The organism is Salicola sp. Rm-C-2C1-2, from assembly GCF_040196175.1.
Lineage (GTDB): Bacteria > Pseudomonadota > Gammaproteobacteria > Pseudomonadales > Oleiphilaceae > Halospina.
In genome coordinates this window covers 1-17,792 of sequence record NZ_JBEFNF010000006.1, presented here as the reverse complement: position 1 = coordinate 17,792, position 17,792 = coordinate 1, and the positions used below count along the sequence as shown (strand labels likewise).

The window sequence follows — 17,792 nt, the reverse complement described above, 5'->3', positions numbered from 1 at the left end:
CAATCAGGAGACCAAAGGTGACATTTCAGAAGCTATCAGTACTCGCAGTGGCGGTGGCAGCAGCCGGTGGGTTGAGTGGCTGTTTCAGTTCCAGCTCCAGCTCAGACTCTCCCTCAGGTTCGGGCACATCGGCAGACACGGCCGTTGTGGCTACGGTTGACTCCAGCTTCGAGTCGGGTGAGGTGGAGTTGATCGACCTGACCCAGGATGAACTGACGGCGAGTGGTGGCTACCACGAGACCATTTCAGACATCAGCGTACGCGGCGACAGGCAGCACTATTATCTGACGGAGCGCTTTCAGAGTGACCAGATCGGCAAAGTGGACCTGGAGAACCCCAGTCTTTTTGTCTGGGAATACTCAACGGTTGATGAAAACGATAGCGGTTCTGCCAATCCCCGGGATCTTGTGCTGACCGATAGCTCCAAGGCCTATCTGCCGCGTTATGGCAGTGAGAGGTCCTGGATTGTTGATGTTGAGGCGCAAAGCGAGGATGCGTTCAAGCAGGGTGAGCTGGACCTTTCCCCGTATACACCGAAGAATGGCAGTGTTCCGAGGGTCCAGGCCGGAACCGTCGTGAACGATCAGTTGTTCCTCGTCATGCAGCGACTTGCCAGTGACTTCAGTCCGTCCAATGAGGCCTATGTCTCCGCCTGGGATACGGCCACGGACGAGGAAATCGAGACGTCCGCAAGTGCCAGTCAACTGAAGGGCATTCAGCTGTCTGCACGGAACCCTCAGGGGATCACTTACCATCCGGAAACCGGCCTTGTGATTCACGGTGTTGGTGCAAGGGACGACCAAAACCTCGGTGGTATTGACCAGGTCAATCCTGACACCTATGCCACAACCTCCTGGGTGGCGGATCAGGATGTTGACAGCCTTGCCGTCATCGATGAGGACACGCTGTATTTCACTGAGTACAACGCGTTCAAGGATGTTTCGCTCTTCCGCTTTGATCCTTCCACACCGGCCGAGGATCCGGTACTGATCGAAAGCTTTGACGGCGTTGATATCCGTGCATTGGCAGCCGGCCCCTCCGGAAACCTTTGGATTGCGGACGGCGCTGCGGATAATCCCGGCATTCGCATCCTTGATCCCGAGTCTAGTCAGCAAGTTGATTTTGTTCCCACGGATCTGCTGCCCAAGCAAATTGAATTTGCGAACTTGTCAGAATAAGTGGGTACAGTCGTCGGTCGCTCAACAGGGATTAGGAGTAGCAAGTGAAAACCCATAGGCGCAACAAGCAGTCCACAAACAGTCGCAACTGGAAATGCATTGTCATTGTGCTTTGTGGGCTTATGTTCAGCACACTTACTCAAGCGGCCACCATCGTCGGCATCGTCTCCGACCGCTCCTCCGCTGAAATGGCGGCGGGAGCGGAGAAACACCTTGAGGCTTTCCCGGAGCACAACATCGTGCTGCGGACGCCTAAGCAGCTCAAGGCGCTCCCTGATGAGGAGGTCGTCAGCCTCTGGGAGGAAGCCGATGCCATGGTGTTGGCGGCCGTGTTCGGCGAAGAATCCGGCCGCATCCGCCGGCTTGTGCGCGACCAGGGTCCGGGCGCCGATGTGCCCATTATGGCCATGAACAGCAAACGGGGGATCACACGTCTGGCCCGACTTGACGGCGAGCCTGTGATGGATGGACTCGCGGATAAGACCATCAATGAGATGGTCTCCAACCCCGAGCCCGGGGAAGATCCGTCCGTCCACCTGGCGGACCAGCGTGAGGCCTATCCGGAGCAGTCCGAGTGGCTCAAGGGCCGGGCCTTCTACCAGGGTCGCAGCCCTGAGCACATGGATGGCCTTTTCCGCTGGCTGTTGGCGCAGGCTGGGTATGACATTGAGGTGCCTGAGCCCAAGCCCCGCGAGCCCATTCGTTATTATCGCGACGGCGAGGCCAGTGCCGATCCGGACTCGCTGAATCTGGATGACGGCCCGGCCGTGGCCCTTCTGGATCTGGATTCCGGTGATCGCCCCGGTGATCGGGACCTGCTCGATGCGGCCTGTGAACAGCTGGAAGAACGCGATATCCAGTGCTTCACAATTCTGGCGCGCTGGGGCGGCGCCAGTGTTGAGGCGGTGGAGACGCTGGAGGAACGCATCAAACCGGCCACGCTGTCCGGCATTGTGAGCTTGCAGTATTTCACCGTGGGCGGCGGCGATGGCCGTGAGGCTGTCACCGCGGCCTTCAAGGATCTGGACGTGCCTGTTATCAAAGGCATGCGGCTGTCCAAGATGACCAAGCCTGAATGGCTGCTCTCCGACGAGGGCCTGCCCTGGGACTCGGTTCACTACCAGCTCGCCATGCCGGAACTTCAGGGCATCAGCCAGCCCATGGTGGTGGCCGTGGCGGAGCCGCCGCGCATTGACGAGGAGACCGGCGTGGAGCTCACGCTGACAACCCCGGTGAGCGAGCGCGTGAATGCCCTGGCGAATCGTATGGATCGCTGGGTGACGCTGCAGACCAAAGACAACTCGGATAAGCGCGTGGCGCTGGTCTACTACAACCACCCGCCAGGGCGGCAAAACATTGGTGCGGATAAACTCAACGTACCGGAGTCGCTGTTCGAGATTCTGAACCGACTCAAGGATGCCGGCTACAAGACCGGTAAGCTGCCCGAATCGCCAGAGGCGCTGCTGGATGAGATCCAGGATCGCGGCGTTAACCTGCCGGACCAGCAGTCCGGCCTGGAGGAACTGGCCGGCAAGGTCCCCTCCACCAGTAAGGAAACCTATCTGGAACGCTTCGCGGAGCTACCGAAAGCCGTCCAGGCTGAGATGGAGAACGGGCCCGTGGGCTATCTCCATGCCCAGCTCAAAAACGCCGCCAACAATGGCCACACCAAGCTCGGCAATGACCTGCTCAAGAATGGTGTGAAAGATCTGCGCCACATGCTGCGCAACTATGAGCACGATGCGACCCAGCGGGCGCTGGACTTGCTCGACCAGTACCAGACCGGCTGGCGGACCGTGCTGCGCGATGAAACGGACAGCACCGACAAGGTGACCAAGCTGCGCGATGCCCTGATCCAAACCGGCATCCCCGGCCTCTCTGGCTGGGGCGAGGCACCGGGGCGCTCCATGGTCCACGAGGGCGAAATGCTGTTCCCCGGTATCCACTTCGGCAACGTGTTCATCGGCCCGCAGCCGCCGCGCGGCTGGGAGGTGAGCGAGGAACTGCTGCACGCCAACACCACCTTCCCGCCCACGCACCAGTACCTTGGGTTCTATCAGTGGCTGCGTAAGGACTTCAACGCAGACGCGCTCGTCTACCTGGGCCGCCACTCCACACGCGAGTTCCTGCCCCGGCGCCGCGCCGGCCTGGCCGAGGACGACTACCCGGAACTGCTGGGCAAGGACCTGCCGCTCATCTACCCCTACATCGTCGACGGGGTGGGCGAGGGCATCCAGGCCAAGCGCCGCGCCATGGGCGTGATGGTCAGCCATCTCACGCCGCCGCTGGAGACCACCAAGCTGTACGATAACCTGCTGGAACTGCGCCAGCTCGTGGAAACCTGGGAATCCTCCAACGACCCGAACTCGTCCGCCCGTGACCGCGCCGTTAAAGAGTTGCGCAAGCGCCTCAAAGAACTGGATATGGTCCAGGACATCGAGAAGGAGCTTGCCGCCGGGCACCACCATGGCGAGGAGACGCATGGTGAAGAGGAAGAGGAGGGCGAGGAACACGCCGACTCCGAGCACCATCATGAGCATGCTGAGGGCAGCAAAGAGCCGGAAGGGGGCGAGCACGCCCACGGGCATGACCACGATGCCGGTGAGGAACACGGCCACGAACACCATCACGAGGATGAGAAAACCGTTCACCTGGAAGAGGTGGACGACGAGCTCCTGGTGCACGAAGTGGGCCATTACCTGACCACCATGCAGGAAAGTTTCATGCCCCTGGGGCTGCACGTTTTCGGGCGTGACTGGAAGCAGGAAGGCATCGACACCATGCTCAATTCCATGGCCGGTGACGACGCTGAACCCCAGCCGGAATGGCGCGAAAAACTGAAAGCGTCACCCGGCGAGGAAATGGATCACCTGCTCGCCGGTCTGGATGGCCAGTTCGTGCCGCCGGGCGAGGGCAATGACCCTGTGCGTACGCCTGAAGTGCTGCCCACTGGCCGCAACTTCCACGCCCTCTCCAGCGACCTGGTTCCGACCCGCGTCGCCTGGTCTCTGGGCGCGGAAATGGCCCAGGACGCCCGCAACAAGGGCGACCCCAAGGCCAAGGGCAGCGAGGCGATTGTGCTCTGGGCCTCAGATACCGTCCGCGATGAAGGCGTGATGATCGCCTTCGGCCTGGACATGCTCGGCATCAAGCCCAAGTGGAACTCACGGGGCATCGTGGAAGGGCTCAAGCGTGTACCGCTGGAAGACCGCAGCCGTCGCCGCGACGCACTCTTCACTACCTCCGGCCTGTTCCGCGACTTGTACGAGGACCAGCTCGTGATGCTCGACCAGGCCTCGCGTCTGGCGCTGGATGGGGCCTACAAGACCATCATGGCGAAGCATCCCCAGCTCGACCGGGCCCTGGAAACCGCTATGGAGCCGCTACCCGAGGCCATGCGTGACCCCGGCAATGAAAGCCTGGCTGAAAACGACGTGGCCGCGCGCTGGGTGGCGGATACCAAGGCGATGATGGCTAACGGCGCCAACGCCAAGAAAGCCGGCTCCGATGCCGCACTGCGCGTCTTCGGCACGGCTCCAGGCTCCTACGGGGCCGGCGTTAACCGCCTTGCCGACCGCTCCGGCGCCTGGGACGACCGCAGCAAAGTTGCCGACGCCTACACCCGCCGCATGGGCTATGCCTTCGGGGGCGACAAACAGGGCGGCCGCGCCGCGCACGATGCGTTCAAGGATCGTCTGGATAACGTGGGTCGCACTTATCTTGGGCGCGCCAGCCACGTCTACGGTCTGCTCGACAACGACGATGGCTTCGACTTCCAGGGCGGTCTCTCCATGGCCGTGGAACAGGAAACCGGTGAAACCCCGAACAACCGCGTCCTGATGCACGCCGACCCGGACAACCCCAGGGTCGAATCCCTGCAACAGGCCCTGATGAGCGAACTCCGCGGCCAGAACCTCAACCCGCAATGGATCAAGCCGCTCATGGAGCAGGGCTACGCCGGCGCGCGCACCATGTCCGCCGACTTTCTGGACAACCTTTGGGGCTGGCAGGTCACCAGTCCGGACGTGGTGAAATCCGCCGTGTGGGACGACATCAACGAGGTCTACTTCGAAGACCGCCATGATCTCGGTCTGGATAAGTTCCTCGAAAAGGACCACAACGTCCACGTTAAAACCCACATGCAGGCGATCACTCTGGTAGCAGCGCACCGCGGCTTCTGGAAGCCCGACGAGGAAACCCTTAACAAGCTGCGTAAGGAGTTTGCTCAACTTGTGGTGGAAAACGGCCTCCCCGGCAGCGGCCACACCCGGCCAGACCACCCCACCATGCAGTGGGTGGCTGAGCAGCTGAGCGACGCCGAACTGAAGAAAGACTTCAAAGCCGTCCTCGACGCCGCGCGCATGGAGGCACCGGAGTCCGGCAAGGCCCAGCCGGTGAGCATGCGCGAGGTCAGCATGAAACAGAAACCACAGCAGCAGGACGCCGCTGAAAAGGCGAAGCAACAAGCCGAAGAGAAGAAGCAGGGCAAGCAGTCCGAACAAACCAAGGACGAACAGGCGTCCGCTGAAGGCGGCCAGGTCCTGCTGCCATGGTTTATCGGCGCCGGTGCTCTGGTCCTTCTTGGAGGCGGCGTAGTAGCCGGCAGGCGTATCTCGTAGCTGCCCTCCGGAACAACCTATAAGTCAGCGAGGCAACAATGTTCACATCCGCAACTCTGGACATCATGGACACCATGGTCAGCTACCTCCTGGAGCCGGTGATCATCGCCCTTCTGGGCCTGATCGCCCTGGCCCTCTGGGAAACCGGCCTTGCCATAGGCGAGCGCACCGGCGGCCTGCGCCGCATGATCGAGCGCGGTGACAGCGCACCGCTGGCCGCGCGTGCCCAGCGCCGCATCGACCGCGCCGACCTCATCGCCCGCGTCGGCCCCATGATGGGTCTCATGGGCACCCTCATTCCCCTGGGCCCCGGCCTCGCCGCCCTCGGCCGGGGTGAACTCGACGTCCTGGCTGAAGCCGTTACCGTCGCCTTCAACACCACGGTGCTGGGGCTGCTCGCCGGCATTCTTGGCTTCCTGCTCGGGCGTATGCGCCGGCGCTGGTATGACGGCGCCATGGCCGAGCTGGAGGAGGCCAACGCATGAGTGTGCCTGAGTACCGCCGCAGCCGCTTCGACGTCTCCGACGAAGATCCCATGGGCCCGCTGGCGAACCTGGCTGATATCATGCTCGTGTTCGCGGTTGGACTGATGGTGGCTCTGGCGGCGTCGGAAAAAGCCAACGACTCCCAGCAGGCCGGGGTGGACGTAGAAGCCGGCCGGGAAATGCCGGAACTGCCCGAGGGCGCCGGTGAGTCCGGCGAAGGCTTCCAGCCCATGGGCCAGGTCTACCAAGACCCGGAAACCGGTCGCATGATCATGATCGACAAGGGGAAAAGCCAGTGATGCGGCTGCTGCACCGATTCACTGCCATCGTCATGGTCGTTCTCGTTACTGCCACGGCGGCCCAGGCGCAAGTCTGCGCCACGGATGACCGCGGAAAGGAAGTCTGCCTGGACGACCCCGCCGAGCGCATCATCAGCCTCTCCCCAGGCGCCACCGAGCTGCTCTTCGCGGCCGGCGCCGGTGACGCCGTGAAAGGCGTGGTCAATTACAGTAACTACCCCGCGGCAGCGAAAGAGCTCCCCATCATTGGCAGCCTTAAGCGCTTGGATGTGGAGAAGATCCTGAGCCTGTCGCCGGACCTGATCATCGCCTGGGTTACCGGCAACCCCAAAGAGCAGACCGAGCGCCTGGAAGAGCTGGACCTGACGCTGTACTACCTGGAGCCCCGGGACTTTGATGGTATTGCGCGATCCATCGAGCGGCTCTCGGTGCTGGCCGGAAGTGAGAGCGAAGGCCACCGTGAAGCCGAACGCTTCCGCGAGGGGATCGCGTCGCTGCGCCGCGACTACGGCGATTCGGCGCCCGTACGGGTGTTCTATCAGGTCTGGGATAAGCCACTGATGACGGTTAACGGCGAGCACTTCATCCACGAAGTGATTGAGCTGTGTGGCGGCAAGAACGTCTATGCAGAGCTCGACCGGCTGGTGCCGCGCATTGACCGTGAATCCGTGCTGGCCAGTAACCCGGAAGCCATTGTGGCGGGCGGTATGGGCGAAGAGAACCGCGACTGGCTGGAAGAATGGAAACAGTTTGATTCGCTGACCGCTACCCAGCGCGACAACCTTTTCTTCGTGCCACCTTCGACCCTTCAGCGACCCACCCCTCGCCTGCTGGAAGGCGGCGCCACGCTATGCCAGAAACTGGAGACCGCGCGTGAACGCCGCTGACGCCGTGGCCCGCCGGGGCAATACCGCCATGGGCGCGTCCGCCCGGCGCCCCTTTCTGCCATTGGTGTGGCTGGGCGTAGCTGGGCTGGTGGCACTGCTTATGGCCGTGGCCATCGGCAGCGTCGCGATTGCGCCGGCCGACCTCTGGGCCGTCATAACAGGGCAGGGCAGTGACCTGCATCAGACCCTGATCTTCGAGCTGCGAGCGCCGCGCGCGCTGGCCGGCTTTGCCACTGGCGGTTTGCTGGCAGTCGCCGGTGCGCTTATGCAGATCCTGCTGCGCAACCCGCTGGCGGACCCCTACGTGCTCGGCGTCTCCGGCGGTGCCTCTGTGGGCGCGCTGGCTGCCATGCTTGCGGGTACCGGCACCTTCGTCCTTTCAGGTTCTGCTTTCGGCGGTGCACTGCTGTCCACCTTCCTGGTCTTCGGCCTCGCCCACGGCACCGGCAGTTGGACCCCGGCGCGGCTGCTGCTCACCGGCATCGTCGTCGCCTCCGGCTGGGGCGCGGTCATCACCTTGATGCTGGCCATCGGCCCTACGGACAAACTCCCCGGCATGCTCTACTGGCTTATGGGCGATCTCACCTACGCCCAGACCCCCTGGCCGGCGCTGATACTGCTCGTGCTCGTGTGCCTGCTCGTCATTCCCCTGGGCCGCAGCCTCAATGTGCTGGCCCGCGGCCCACTACAGGCCGCCGCCCTGGGGGTGGCCGTGCGCCCGCTGGAATGGACCATCTACATCCTCGCCAGCCTGCTCACCGCACTGGCCGTCACCACCGCCGGCAGCATCGGCTTCGTGGGCCTGGTCGTCCCGCACATGCTCCGCCTCGTTCTGGGTAACGACCAGCGCCTCATCCTCCCGGCTTGCGCGCTGGCTGGCGGCGCGCTTCTGACGCTCGCGGATACCCTGGCGCGCATCGTCATCGCCCCCGAACAGCTCCCCGTGGGTGTGATTACGGCGCTGCTGGGCGTGCCGACCTTCCTCGTGCTGCTGTATCGGAGTCGCTGATGGCCGTGCTTGAGACCCAGCAACTCATCATTGACATCCCCGAGCGCGCGGACGGCCGCCCGCTGGACCTGCGCATGGAACCCGGCCAGACCTGGGGCATCCTCGGCCCCAACGGCGCCGGCAAGAGCACCCTGCTGCACACCCTCGGTGGGCTTAATCGCTCAAGAAGCGGGGACGTGCGGATTGATGACATACCCCTGCAGCAACTGCGCCGCAGCACCATCGCCCGCCAGCTCGGCCTCGTCTTCCAGGAACGCCAGGACGGCTTCCCCGCCACCGTCCTCGAAACCGCCCTCATTGGCCGCCATCCGTTTCTCTCACCCTGGCAACTGGAAGGCGGCGACGACCTCGCAATGGCCGAAAAGGCCCTGGAACGCCTGGAACTCAGCGACCTGGCGGACCGCCCCGTGAGCACCCTCTCCGGCGGCGAACGCCAGCGCGTGGCCCTGGCCACAGCCCTGACCCAGAACCCGGACATCTGGCTCGCCGACGAACCCACCAACCACCTGGATCTGCGCCACCAGGTGGCCGTGATGGAATTGCTCTCGGAACAGGCCAGGGCCGGGCACACCGTCGTCATGTGCCTGCACGACCTCAACCTCGCCGCCCGCTGGTGCGACCACCTCCTGCTCCTGTACCCGGACGGCGAAGCCTGCTGGGGCAAGGCCGACAGCATGCTCAAACCCAAAGCCCTGGAACAACTCTACGGCCAGCCCCTCGCATGGGCGGAAGTGGACGGAGCACCCGTCTTTGTTCCGGCATGAGTCGCTGAGAGGGGAAGTGTCTTTGAATTCATAGGAAATCGTCTGAGAGAGGGATCAGGGGTGTTCTTGGAGGGAAGCTCGGTTGCCAGGGATGGCAACCGCGCAGCGTCCATGGATGGATTTATAGCGATTCCCGGAAAGAACACCCCTGATCCCTCTCCGGCAACAAACCAGAGAACTAGATATGACAGACCAAAGCAAAACCATCACAGGCACCACCGCCGCCGCCATGATCACCGCCCCGGGCTCCGGCCACGGCAAATCCATGGTCACCGCCGCCCTCGCGCGCCTCCACAAAAACGAAGGCCGCACCGTCCGAATCTTCAAACACGGCCCCGACTACCTGGACCCCATGGTCCTCGAAAGAGCCTCCGGCAATCCCGTCTACCAGGTCCACGGCTGGATGACCGGCATGGACGAAGTCCGCTGGCGACTCGCGGAAGCCGCCCAGACCGCCGACCTCATCCTGGTCGAAGGCTCCATGGGCCTCTTCGACGGCGACCCCAGCACCGCCGACATGGCCGTCGCCTGCGGCATCCCCGCACTGCCCGTCATCGGCGCCAACGCCATGGGCCAGACCTTCGGCGCCATCGCCCTCGGGCTGGCACGCTACCGCGACGACCTCGAAGTCAAAGAAGTCATCGCCAACCGCACCGGCAGCGGCTACCACGCCCACCTGTGCAAAGAGAGCCTCCCCGAAGACATCAACCTCCTGGGCGCCATCCCAAGAAATGAGTCCTTCGACATCCCCGACCGCCACCTCGGCATCGTCCAGGCCGACGAAATCACCGACCTCGACCAACAACTCGACGCCGCCGCCGACGTCCTCAAAGAAGCCGGCCTCGACCAACTCCCGGCCCAGGTCACCCTGGAAGCAACAACACCCGATCAACCCCCGAAGCTGCTCGAAGGCACCACCATCGCCATCGCCCAGGACGCCGCCTTCGCCTTCATCTACCGGGGCAACACCGAACTCCTCGAAGCCATGGGCGCCACCCTAAGGTTCTTCTCCCCCCTCGCGGACCCGGAACTCCCGAACGCCGACGCCCTCTGGCTCCCCGGCGGCTACCCCGAACTCCACGGCCGCGCACTGGCCGCAAACACTCCCATGAAAGCCGCCATCCAGGCCCACCACCAGGCCGGCAAACCCATCTACGCCGAATGCGGCGGCCTAATGGCCTGCACCGAATCCCTGGTGGACCCCGAAGACGGCACCGAACACAGCCTCTACGCCCTCATGCCCGGCCGGGTCTCCATGGCCCCCAAACGCAAAGCTCTGGGCATCCAATCCCTGAACACCGACAATGGCGAACTGAGAGGCCACACCTTCCACCACTCCGAACTCGAAACGGAACTGGAACCGGCCATGAGAACGACCAAGAAAAACGGCAGTGAAGGGGAGCGCGTGTTCAAACAAGGCTCATTGACCGCGAGCTACTTCCACGGCTACTTCCCCTCGGCCCCCAAACTAGTAGCGGATCTTTTCAACGCTAGGTAAACCGAAAGGTATAAGGGTGGGAGCCGGTAGTCCTGAGCGGGAAACTCGGTCGCCATGGATGGCGACCGCGTAGCGTCCATGGATGGATTATAGCGGTTCCCGATCAGGACTACCGGCTCCCGCCCCGGCACTGAATCAACAGGCTAGGAGAGAACACGATGCGAGAGAACGCAAAAGACCCCGAACGCCACGCCAAACGCATGGCCAAAAAGAAACAGGTCATGGAAGAACGCATGGCCAACGCCCAAAAAGACCAGGGCGTGCTACTCGTAACCACCGGCAACGGCAAAGGCAAAAGCTCCTCCGGCTTCGGCATGGCCGCCAGAGCCCTGGGCCACGGCATGAAAGTCGGCATCGTCCAATTCATCAAAGGCAAAATGCAAACCGGCGAAGAACGCTTCTTCCGCGACCAACCCAACGTCGACTACCACGTCATGGGCCAGGGCTACACCTGGGACACCCAGGACCGCGAACAAGACGTCGAAGCCGCCGAAAACGCCTGGAAAGAAGTCCAGCGCATGCTCCAGGACGACAGCTACGGCCTCATCCTGCTCGACGAACTCAACATCGCCCTGCGCTACGAATACCTCGACCTCGACCAGGTCCTGGACGACCTCCAGAACCGCCCCGAGATGCAGCACGTCGTCATCACCGGCCGCAACGCCCCCAAAGAACTCATCGAACTGGCCGACACTGTCACCGACATGCAGATCGTCAAGCACGCCTTCAAAGACCTCGGCGTCCGCGCCCAGAAAGGAGTAGAGCTCTAACATGCAATCGCTGATGGTCATGGGCACCACCTCGGACTCCGGCAAGAGCACCATCGTCGCCGCCCTGTGCCGCTGGCTCCACCGCCAGGGCGTCTCCGTGGCCCCGTTCAAGCCCCAGAACATGGCCCTGAACAGCGCCGTCACCGAAGACGGCGGCGAGATCGGCCGCTCCACCGCCCTCCAGGCCCTGGCCTGCGGCATCGAACCGCACAGCGACATGAACCCCGTGCTCCTCAAGCCCCAGACCGACCGCGGCGCCCAGGTCATCCTCAGAGGGCAGGTCTACGGCAACATGGACGCCGTCGACTACCACGGCTTCAAGAAAGAAGCCCGCAAGAGCGTCATGGCCGCCTGGGAAGCGCTCAAGGCACGATACGACGTCATCATCGTCGAAGGCGCCGGCAGCCCCGCCGAAATCAACCTGCGCGAAAACGACATCGCCAACATGGGCTTCGCCGAAGCCGCCGACCTCCCTGTACTGCTCGTCGGCGACATCGACCGCGGCGGCGTCTTCGCCCAGCTCGTCGGCACCCTCCAGCTCCTCTCCCAGTCCGAACGCGACCGCGTCACCGGCCTGCTCATCAACCGCTTTCGCGGCGACCCGGCCCTGCTCGAAGACGGCCTCAAATGGCTCGAGGACTACACCGGCAAACCCATCGTCGGCGTCTTCCCCTACCTCCAGGGCCTCATCCTGGACGCCGAAGACAGCGTCGGCCTCACCGGCACCGACGCCGACGAAGACGCCCTCAAAGTCGTCGTCCCCGCGCTCCCCAGAATGAGCAACCACAACGACTTCGACCCCCTGCGCCTCCACCCCAAGGTGGACCTCCAGTTCATCGGCCCCGACCAACCCAAACCCGGCGCCGACCTCATCATCCTCCCCGGCAGCAAAAGCACCCGAGCCGACCGCGAATGGCTCAGGGCCCAGGGCTGGGACGAACACATCCAGCACCACCTGCGCTACGGCGGCAAGGTGCTGGGGATCTGTGGGGGATTCCAGATGCTGGGCAAGACCATCGCCGACCCGGACGGCATCGAAGGCGAGCCCGGCGAAACCGAAGGGCTGAACCTGCTGGATCTTGAGACGCGGCTGGTGGAAGGGAAGCAGCTGCGACGGGTGACCGGAGTGTTCGCGGAAAGCGGGACGCCGATGAGTGGGTATGAGATCCATAACGGGGTTACGACGGGGAGGGCGTTGGAGCGGCCGTTGGTGTCATTGGATGGGCGGTTGGATGGGGCGGTTAATCAGGATCAGGCCGTGGCGGGCTGCTACATCCATGGCGTGTTTGATGACGCAGAGGCCTGCGACACCCTGCTGATATGGGCTGGGCTACAAAACGACCAAGCAATCTCTGATTATCAGCAACACAGATTGGTAGAGCTGGACCGGCTGGCTGATGCAGTAGCCGAGCATTTCACTGCGGACCGGCTTACCTGGGACTGACTCCATACCGCTTGCCTCCTTCCAATTTGACCATCCTTTTGGCTGCGCGAAAGTGAGAATTCAAGCGATTACATAGACCGGCCCTTGGTCATCAGATAGGCTATTGTTTTGAGGATCAAAAGCGTCAAAGGGCGAGGTTCGCGATTGTGGTGTTATTCAGAACGCTTGTATATTCAATAATACATAACGCGGTCTAACCTCTGTTAGGAGTGGAACTGCATCATGATTCAGGTTGTCGCCTTTGACGAATCGGGCAACACAGGTTCGGACCTACTGAATGCAGATCAGCCCGTTTTCTGCCTAGCGTCCACATCCCTTTCGAGCAGCGATGCGGACGAAATCCTGTACGCAGTACGGACTGCGCAGGCGAGTGAAGTCAAATACTCTCGGCTAAAGCGCAGCGCGTCAGGTAGAGGGAAAATCTTAAAGCTCTTGGCGGATGAGAGGCTTGATGGTTCCAACGTCAAAACCACCTTCTATCATAAGCGGTTTATGGTCGTTACAAAGGTGGTAGATCTCCTTGTGGAAACGCTAGCGCACCGCGATGGAATCGACCTTTATAAAGATGGCGCTAACATAGCGCTCTCCCACTTGCATTTCTATTGCATGCCAGTATTCTGCGGCGAGCAAAAAACGCGCGCTTTCCTTGATGCTTTCGTAGATATGATACGGACTGGGGATCGGCAAACGATCGAGCAGTTCTACCAAGCCGCATGGGTAATCCACGATAACTGTAGTAACCACGAGTATCGCCAGTTACTGGCTCCAATCATCGCAAGTCAGGAGTTAATCGGGGAAGTTTTACGAGCCAATGACCGCAATTCGCTTGATCCCGCAATCCCGGCATTTGTCCAGCATTGTGCATTCTGGGGCGACGAGCTTGGAGGCGAGTTCGACGTACTGCATGATGACTCAAAGCCATTATTCGAGGAAAAGGAGTCTCTTGAGAAACTCCTATCCCGAGGGGAAGAGGAGCGGGTAGTCGGCTATGACCGGCGCCAGTTTGTATTTCCGCTCCGAGCAAGAGAGGTACAGTTCGGGAGCTCGCATTCAGACCCGCGTCTGCAGCTCGTAGACGTAGTGGCTAGTGCTGCCGCGCAGTGGATGAGTGGGTTTGCGATGTCGCCTCGTGATCGTGAATTTTGGCAAGGTCTTCACGCGGCGAATCTGGTCCGATTCGGCCGGGACGCAGTTTGGCCTACGCCGGAGGTAACCCCAGATGAACTTGATACACGGCATGAAGGAGGGCAGAGTGTTGTCGACGGAGTTACGGAATTCTTGGAGAGGTACAGATAGGACTCCTAACCATGCGCTACAGCCGACGCAGCAAAGCTGAGCGCCGACGTTAGGAGTACTCATGCCGACAACTCTCATGGCAGCGTTAGCCGGCGCGCTCGTTGGCGGTCTGTTGTCCGGACTGGGCTTCTGGTACCGGGTGAGAGTCGAGCGGATTGCCCGAATAAATGAGGCCTTGTTCTATCTGATCGAGCTTTTCCGAATATTACAGGCGGCAACCGTACTCGATTATCGATTTGCCATCGACGTGTTTTTTGCTGAACTCGAGCATCAGTATCCAGGCTATAGTAGTGAGCAAGACCGCGCCAATTTGACCCCAATGCTTCGGCAGCTCATTGCCGACATTCAAGAAGCCCAAGGGGCGGAGTTTAGCCGGGATTTCGCGGAGAGGTTCTCTCAGGCTTGTTCTGCCGTCGCGCCGCACTCGCCGTTGCTGGCGGCTCGGATTAACAGTAATCGCTATCTACGTGTAATTCTTCCTGAGCTTGACAAGTACTACCGAGCGATCCAAGAGGCGGCCAGATTCGAAAGTCCGAGTGACGTTCGTGAAGAGATCGAAAGAGCGAGCGACTTTGCGCAAAAGCAAATCGGCCACGAATTTGTAAAGGAGTTGCGGAAGGATGTTGCGCTAGTGGCGAGTCAAACAAGCGTGGTCACTTTGGTTTTATGTGTATGGAAGTTCCTTTGGAAGACGGACGCCCGCGCAAAGAAAAAGTATAGGGGGTTTATACAGCGCATTGTTCCGAAATTGGTCGAGGAATATGAAAACGAACCAGAGACGTCCTAACGAAACACTGAACGTGACTGGATTACGCTTCGCTTCATCCAGCGCGTTAGCGCCATGAAAAGATGATCAAGATATTCGAATACTTTGCAGACCTACTTGATGAGAGGTTCAAGCGTGGAGTCGTGACAACCGAAGATTCTGTTCGATATACGTTCTTCGCGGCACTACTCGATAGCGGGATAAAGCCGCATGAGGTGGTGCTAGAGTATCCTCATCCTGCGATTGATAGGGCCAAAATCGACACTTGGATTCCTGCGTATGACGGAGGCTCCGTAGCACTGGAATTCAAGTACGACCGCGATCCGCCGGGTGGCCTAAATCAACCTAAAACGCAGAAAGCCGGGCATGTTTTCAAAGACTTGTACCGACAGCTGCATGTCGCGACAGGAGTTAAGGTTCGGTCGTATTTTGTCTACATAACAAGCCAAGAAATGGCCACGTATTTCCAGAATCCGAACAATGGCCATTCGGAGTTCTGGGACCTTGCTACCGACCACTCGCTGGATATGGTGGAGTCGTATTTCACCGCCAAACCTAAGACCTTCATAAATGCGGTTGGCGGCGCCTTTAATGCAAGAGTGGTTGGTGCATGTAGTCGCACTTTGTCCGGAGACAACCATCTCCGTGCATACGAGGTGATGTCTAGTGAACGCTAATAACGCGCTCCAGCCGACGGTGGGCGGCTGGAGCGCGGCTGAGCTTCCTCGTTCATCGGCCCCGACCAACCCAAACCCGGCGTGAGCCTCATCCTCCTCCCCGGCAGCAAAAGCACCCGAGCCGATCGCGAAGGCCTCAAGGCCCAGGGCCTGGGACGATCACATCCAGCGCCACCTGTGTTACGGCGGCAAGGTCCTCGGGATCTGTGGTGGATTCCAGATGCAGGGCAAAACCTTTGCCGACCCGGGCGGCATCGAAGGCGAGCTCGGCGAAACCGAAGGGTTGAATCTGCTGGATCTTGAAATGCGGCTGGTGGAACGGTAGTACCTGCGGCGGGTGACCGGCGCCTTTGCGGAAAGCGGGGTGCGGATGAGTGGGTATGAGATTCATAGTGGAGTGACGACGGGAAGTGCGTTGGAGCGGCCGTTGGTGTCATTGGATGGGCGGCTGGATCGGGGGATTACCCTACATCCATGGGGTTTTTGATGACGCAAAGGCTTGTAGCATGCTGCTGTCGTGGGTTGGGCTACAAAAGGACCAAACAACCACTGATTATCAACAACACCCTGGATCGCCTCGCGGATGCTGCGACTGATTAAATCAAGGGTGCATGAATCGTTCAGAATTGAACGCACCTTATCATTAAACTACCTCATAATCCTTCTGATGAATTCGTAGACTATGCTCTCATCGTAGGCTATGCTCCCCCGACAATCTTACATAAATTACAGACAGCTGATACATGATCGTAATCCGATTTATAGCTTGTGCCGGAGACCTAATAGGGATCAAGAAGAAAAGGAGATACTGATGTCAAAAATCGTTACCCTCTATAACAACAAAGGCGGCGTATCTAAAACCACTACGTTGTTTAATTTAGCGGTACACCTGTCATCACAAAATAAGCGAGTCTTGGTGGTGGATTGTGATCCGCAGTGTAATCTAACAGAATTGTTCTTTGCGGCGCGCGATGACCTTGATGATCCAAGTGTTGGTCTTCCCGGGAGCTCAATTTATGAAGCTCTACTCCCTAGATTTAAAGGCCAACAGGGGTATATTGATCAGGCATCAATCGAGTTAACAGAACATAATCGCTATGACTCACTTTTTCTGTTTAGAGGTGACCTGGAATTCTCCCGAGCCGAGACATACCTTGGTACTGCTTGGAATCAAGCAGTAACTGAAAATATCCACGAAAAAAACAGTTATATTGTTCTGAATAATTTGCTTAGAGATCTTGGGGCTGCCAGAGGGTTCGATTATGTCTTATGTGATGTTGGCCCAAGCACCGGTGCCATAACAAAGACTGTTATTATAAGTTGTGACGAAATAGTTATTCCTCTTGTTCCGGATCGGTTTTGCTATCAAGCGGTGAAGTTGCTAGGAAATGTAATAAGTGAGTGGATAGAAACGCACAGGGTTATATCGGATTCCCTAACTCCGTTTGGTATAGAGTCTTTTGAAGGGAAACCGAAACTCGCAGGAATTGTGCTCCAGAATTTTAAAGTGCACGCTAAGGCTCGAGTTAAAGAATCATATGTAAAATGGCAAGAAAAAATAACTGAAGAAATTGAATCTTCATTATGTAAAGAAAATGGGTTTGAGCCTAAATCAGGTTTTGATCTTAAAAATCCGTATACAGCATCCATAAAAGATGTGGCTGTATTGGCTCCTGTCGCCCAACTATTCGGGCGTGCAATATTCGATATTGAGCAAGAACATACTAAAGAGGCATCAAGTGACGGACGAATGTATTATGGCTCAGTTTGGGAGCCTTGGCTTGAACGGATGAGTGAATACAGAGAAGAAATCAATAAGATAGCCGAGGCTATTTCATGAAGTCTGAGTACGTATACACTGCACTGATTGATGTGCTCTCATATCGTCATCGATTAGAAACTGATATAAAATCAGGAGGCGAACAGTTTCGAGATGATCTTGAGCAAGGTTTGTCCGTTTTTGATGGTATAAACCTGAATTCAGATAATAACTGCAGCACTTTGGTGTAGCCGGGTAGAGGTAAGAGGGCCGCCGCCGGTACCCTCATCGCCTTTACCGACCAAAGTGAAGAGCAGATGGGATACCGACAACTGACCCAG

Annotated in this window: 15 protein-coding genes; all 15 read left to right on the top strand. The window is 59.5% G+C overall.

The features are described 5' to 3' along the window. Positions 1-17 precede the first annotated feature (17 nt). The 15 genes from AAF659_RS10800 (at position 18) to AAF659_RS10730 (ending at position 17,532) form a co-directional block, all read left to right on the top strand. On the top strand, positions 18-1,178 hold the full coding sequence (locus AAF659_RS10800) for an NHL repeat-containing protein (protein WP_349751761.1): 1,161 nt from the start codon (positions 18-20) through the stop codon (positions 1,176-1,178). Positions 1,179-1,222: 44 nt separating this feature from the next. Further along, positions 1,223-5,797 (top strand): cobaltochelatase subunit CobN, encoded by a 4,575-nt coding sequence (locus AAF659_RS10795; protein WP_349751760.1) that lies wholly within the window; start codon positions 1,223-1,225, stop codon positions 5,795-5,797. A 38-nt stretch (positions 5,798-5,835) separates the two neighbouring features. After that, positions 5,836-6,282 (top strand): MotA/TolQ/ExbB proton channel family protein, encoded by a 447-nt coding sequence (locus tag AAF659_RS10790; RefSeq protein ID WP_349751759.1) that lies wholly within the window; start codon positions 5,836-5,838, stop codon positions 6,280-6,282. Next, positions 6,279-6,581 (top strand): DUF2149 domain-containing protein, encoded by a 303-nt coding sequence (locus AAF659_RS10785; protein WP_349751758.1) that lies wholly within the window; start codon positions 6,279-6,281, stop codon positions 6,579-6,581. Before AAF659_RS10790 ends, AAF659_RS10785 begins: the two co-directional genes overlap by 4 nt. Further along, positions 6,581-7,468, top strand: a complete 888-nt coding sequence (locus AAF659_RS10780; protein ID WP_349751757.1) for a cobalamin-binding protein — start codon at positions 6,581-6,583, stop codon at positions 7,466-7,468. The genes AAF659_RS10785 and AAF659_RS10780 overlap by 1 nt, the downstream gene beginning before the upstream one ends. Before the next feature lie 28 nt (positions 7,469-7,496). Beyond that, the gene (locus AAF659_RS10775; RefSeq protein ID WP_349751942.1) at positions 7,497-8,477 is read left to right on the top strand and encodes a FecCD family ABC transporter permease; all 981 of its coding nucleotides are present in this window, start codon (positions 7,497-7,499) and stop codon (positions 8,475-8,477) included. Then, positions 8,477-9,241, top strand: coding sequence for an ABC transporter ATP-binding protein (locus AAF659_RS10770; RefSeq protein ID WP_349751756.1), 765 nt, complete (start codon positions 8,477-8,479; stop codon positions 9,239-9,241). The genes AAF659_RS10775 and AAF659_RS10770 overlap by 1 nt, the downstream gene beginning before the upstream one ends. A 184-nt stretch (positions 9,242-9,425) precedes the next feature. Next, a complete protein-coding gene (locus AAF659_RS10765; RefSeq protein WP_349751755.1) occupies positions 9,426-10,739 on the top strand; it encodes a cobyrinic acid a,c-diamide synthase CobB in 1,314 nt (437 codons plus the stop codon). A gap of 158 nt (positions 10,740-10,897) precedes the next feature. Continuing rightward, positions 10,898-11,509, top strand: coding sequence for a cob(I)yrinic acid a,c-diamide adenosyltransferase (gene cobO, locus AAF659_RS10760; RefSeq protein WP_349751754.1), 612 nt, complete (start codon positions 10,898-10,900; stop codon positions 11,507-11,509). Position 11,510: 1 nt separating this feature from the next. After that, positions 11,511-12,953: a cobyric acid synthase gene (locus tag AAF659_RS10755; RefSeq protein ID WP_349751753.1), complete on the top strand. Its 1,443-nt coding sequence runs from the start codon at positions 11,511-11,513 to the stop codon at positions 12,951-12,953. Between the two features lie 222 nt (positions 12,954-13,175). Further along, complete coding sequence (locus AAF659_RS10750; RefSeq protein WP_349751752.1) at positions 13,176-14,249, top strand: DUF3800 domain-containing protein; 1,074 nt, start codon at positions 13,176-13,178, stop codon at positions 14,247-14,249. A 61-nt stretch (positions 14,250-14,310) separates the two neighbouring features. Continuing rightward, positions 14,311-15,036, top strand: coding sequence for a hypothetical protein (locus AAF659_RS10745; protein ID WP_349751751.1), 726 nt, complete (start codon positions 14,311-14,313; stop codon positions 15,034-15,036). A 62-nt stretch (positions 15,037-15,098) separates the two neighbouring features. Further along, entirely contained in the window at positions 15,099-15,692 is a 594-nt protein-coding gene (locus tag AAF659_RS10740; RefSeq protein WP_349751750.1) for a hypothetical protein, read from the top strand. Positions 15,693-15,816: 124 nt separating this feature from the next. Continuing rightward, positions 15,817-16,017 carry a hypothetical protein gene (locus AAF659_RS10735; RefSeq protein ID WP_349751941.1) on the top strand — a complete coding sequence of 67 codons (201 nt, stop codon included), beginning with the start codon at positions 15,817-15,819 and terminating at the stop codon, positions 16,015-16,017. A 486-nt stretch (positions 16,018-16,503) separates the two neighbouring features. After that, positions 16,504-17,532: a ParA family protein gene (locus AAF659_RS10730; RefSeq protein ID WP_349751749.1), complete on the top strand. Its 1,029-nt coding sequence runs from the start codon at positions 16,504-16,506 to the stop codon at positions 17,530-17,532. Positions 17,533-17,792 lie beyond the last annotated feature (260 nt).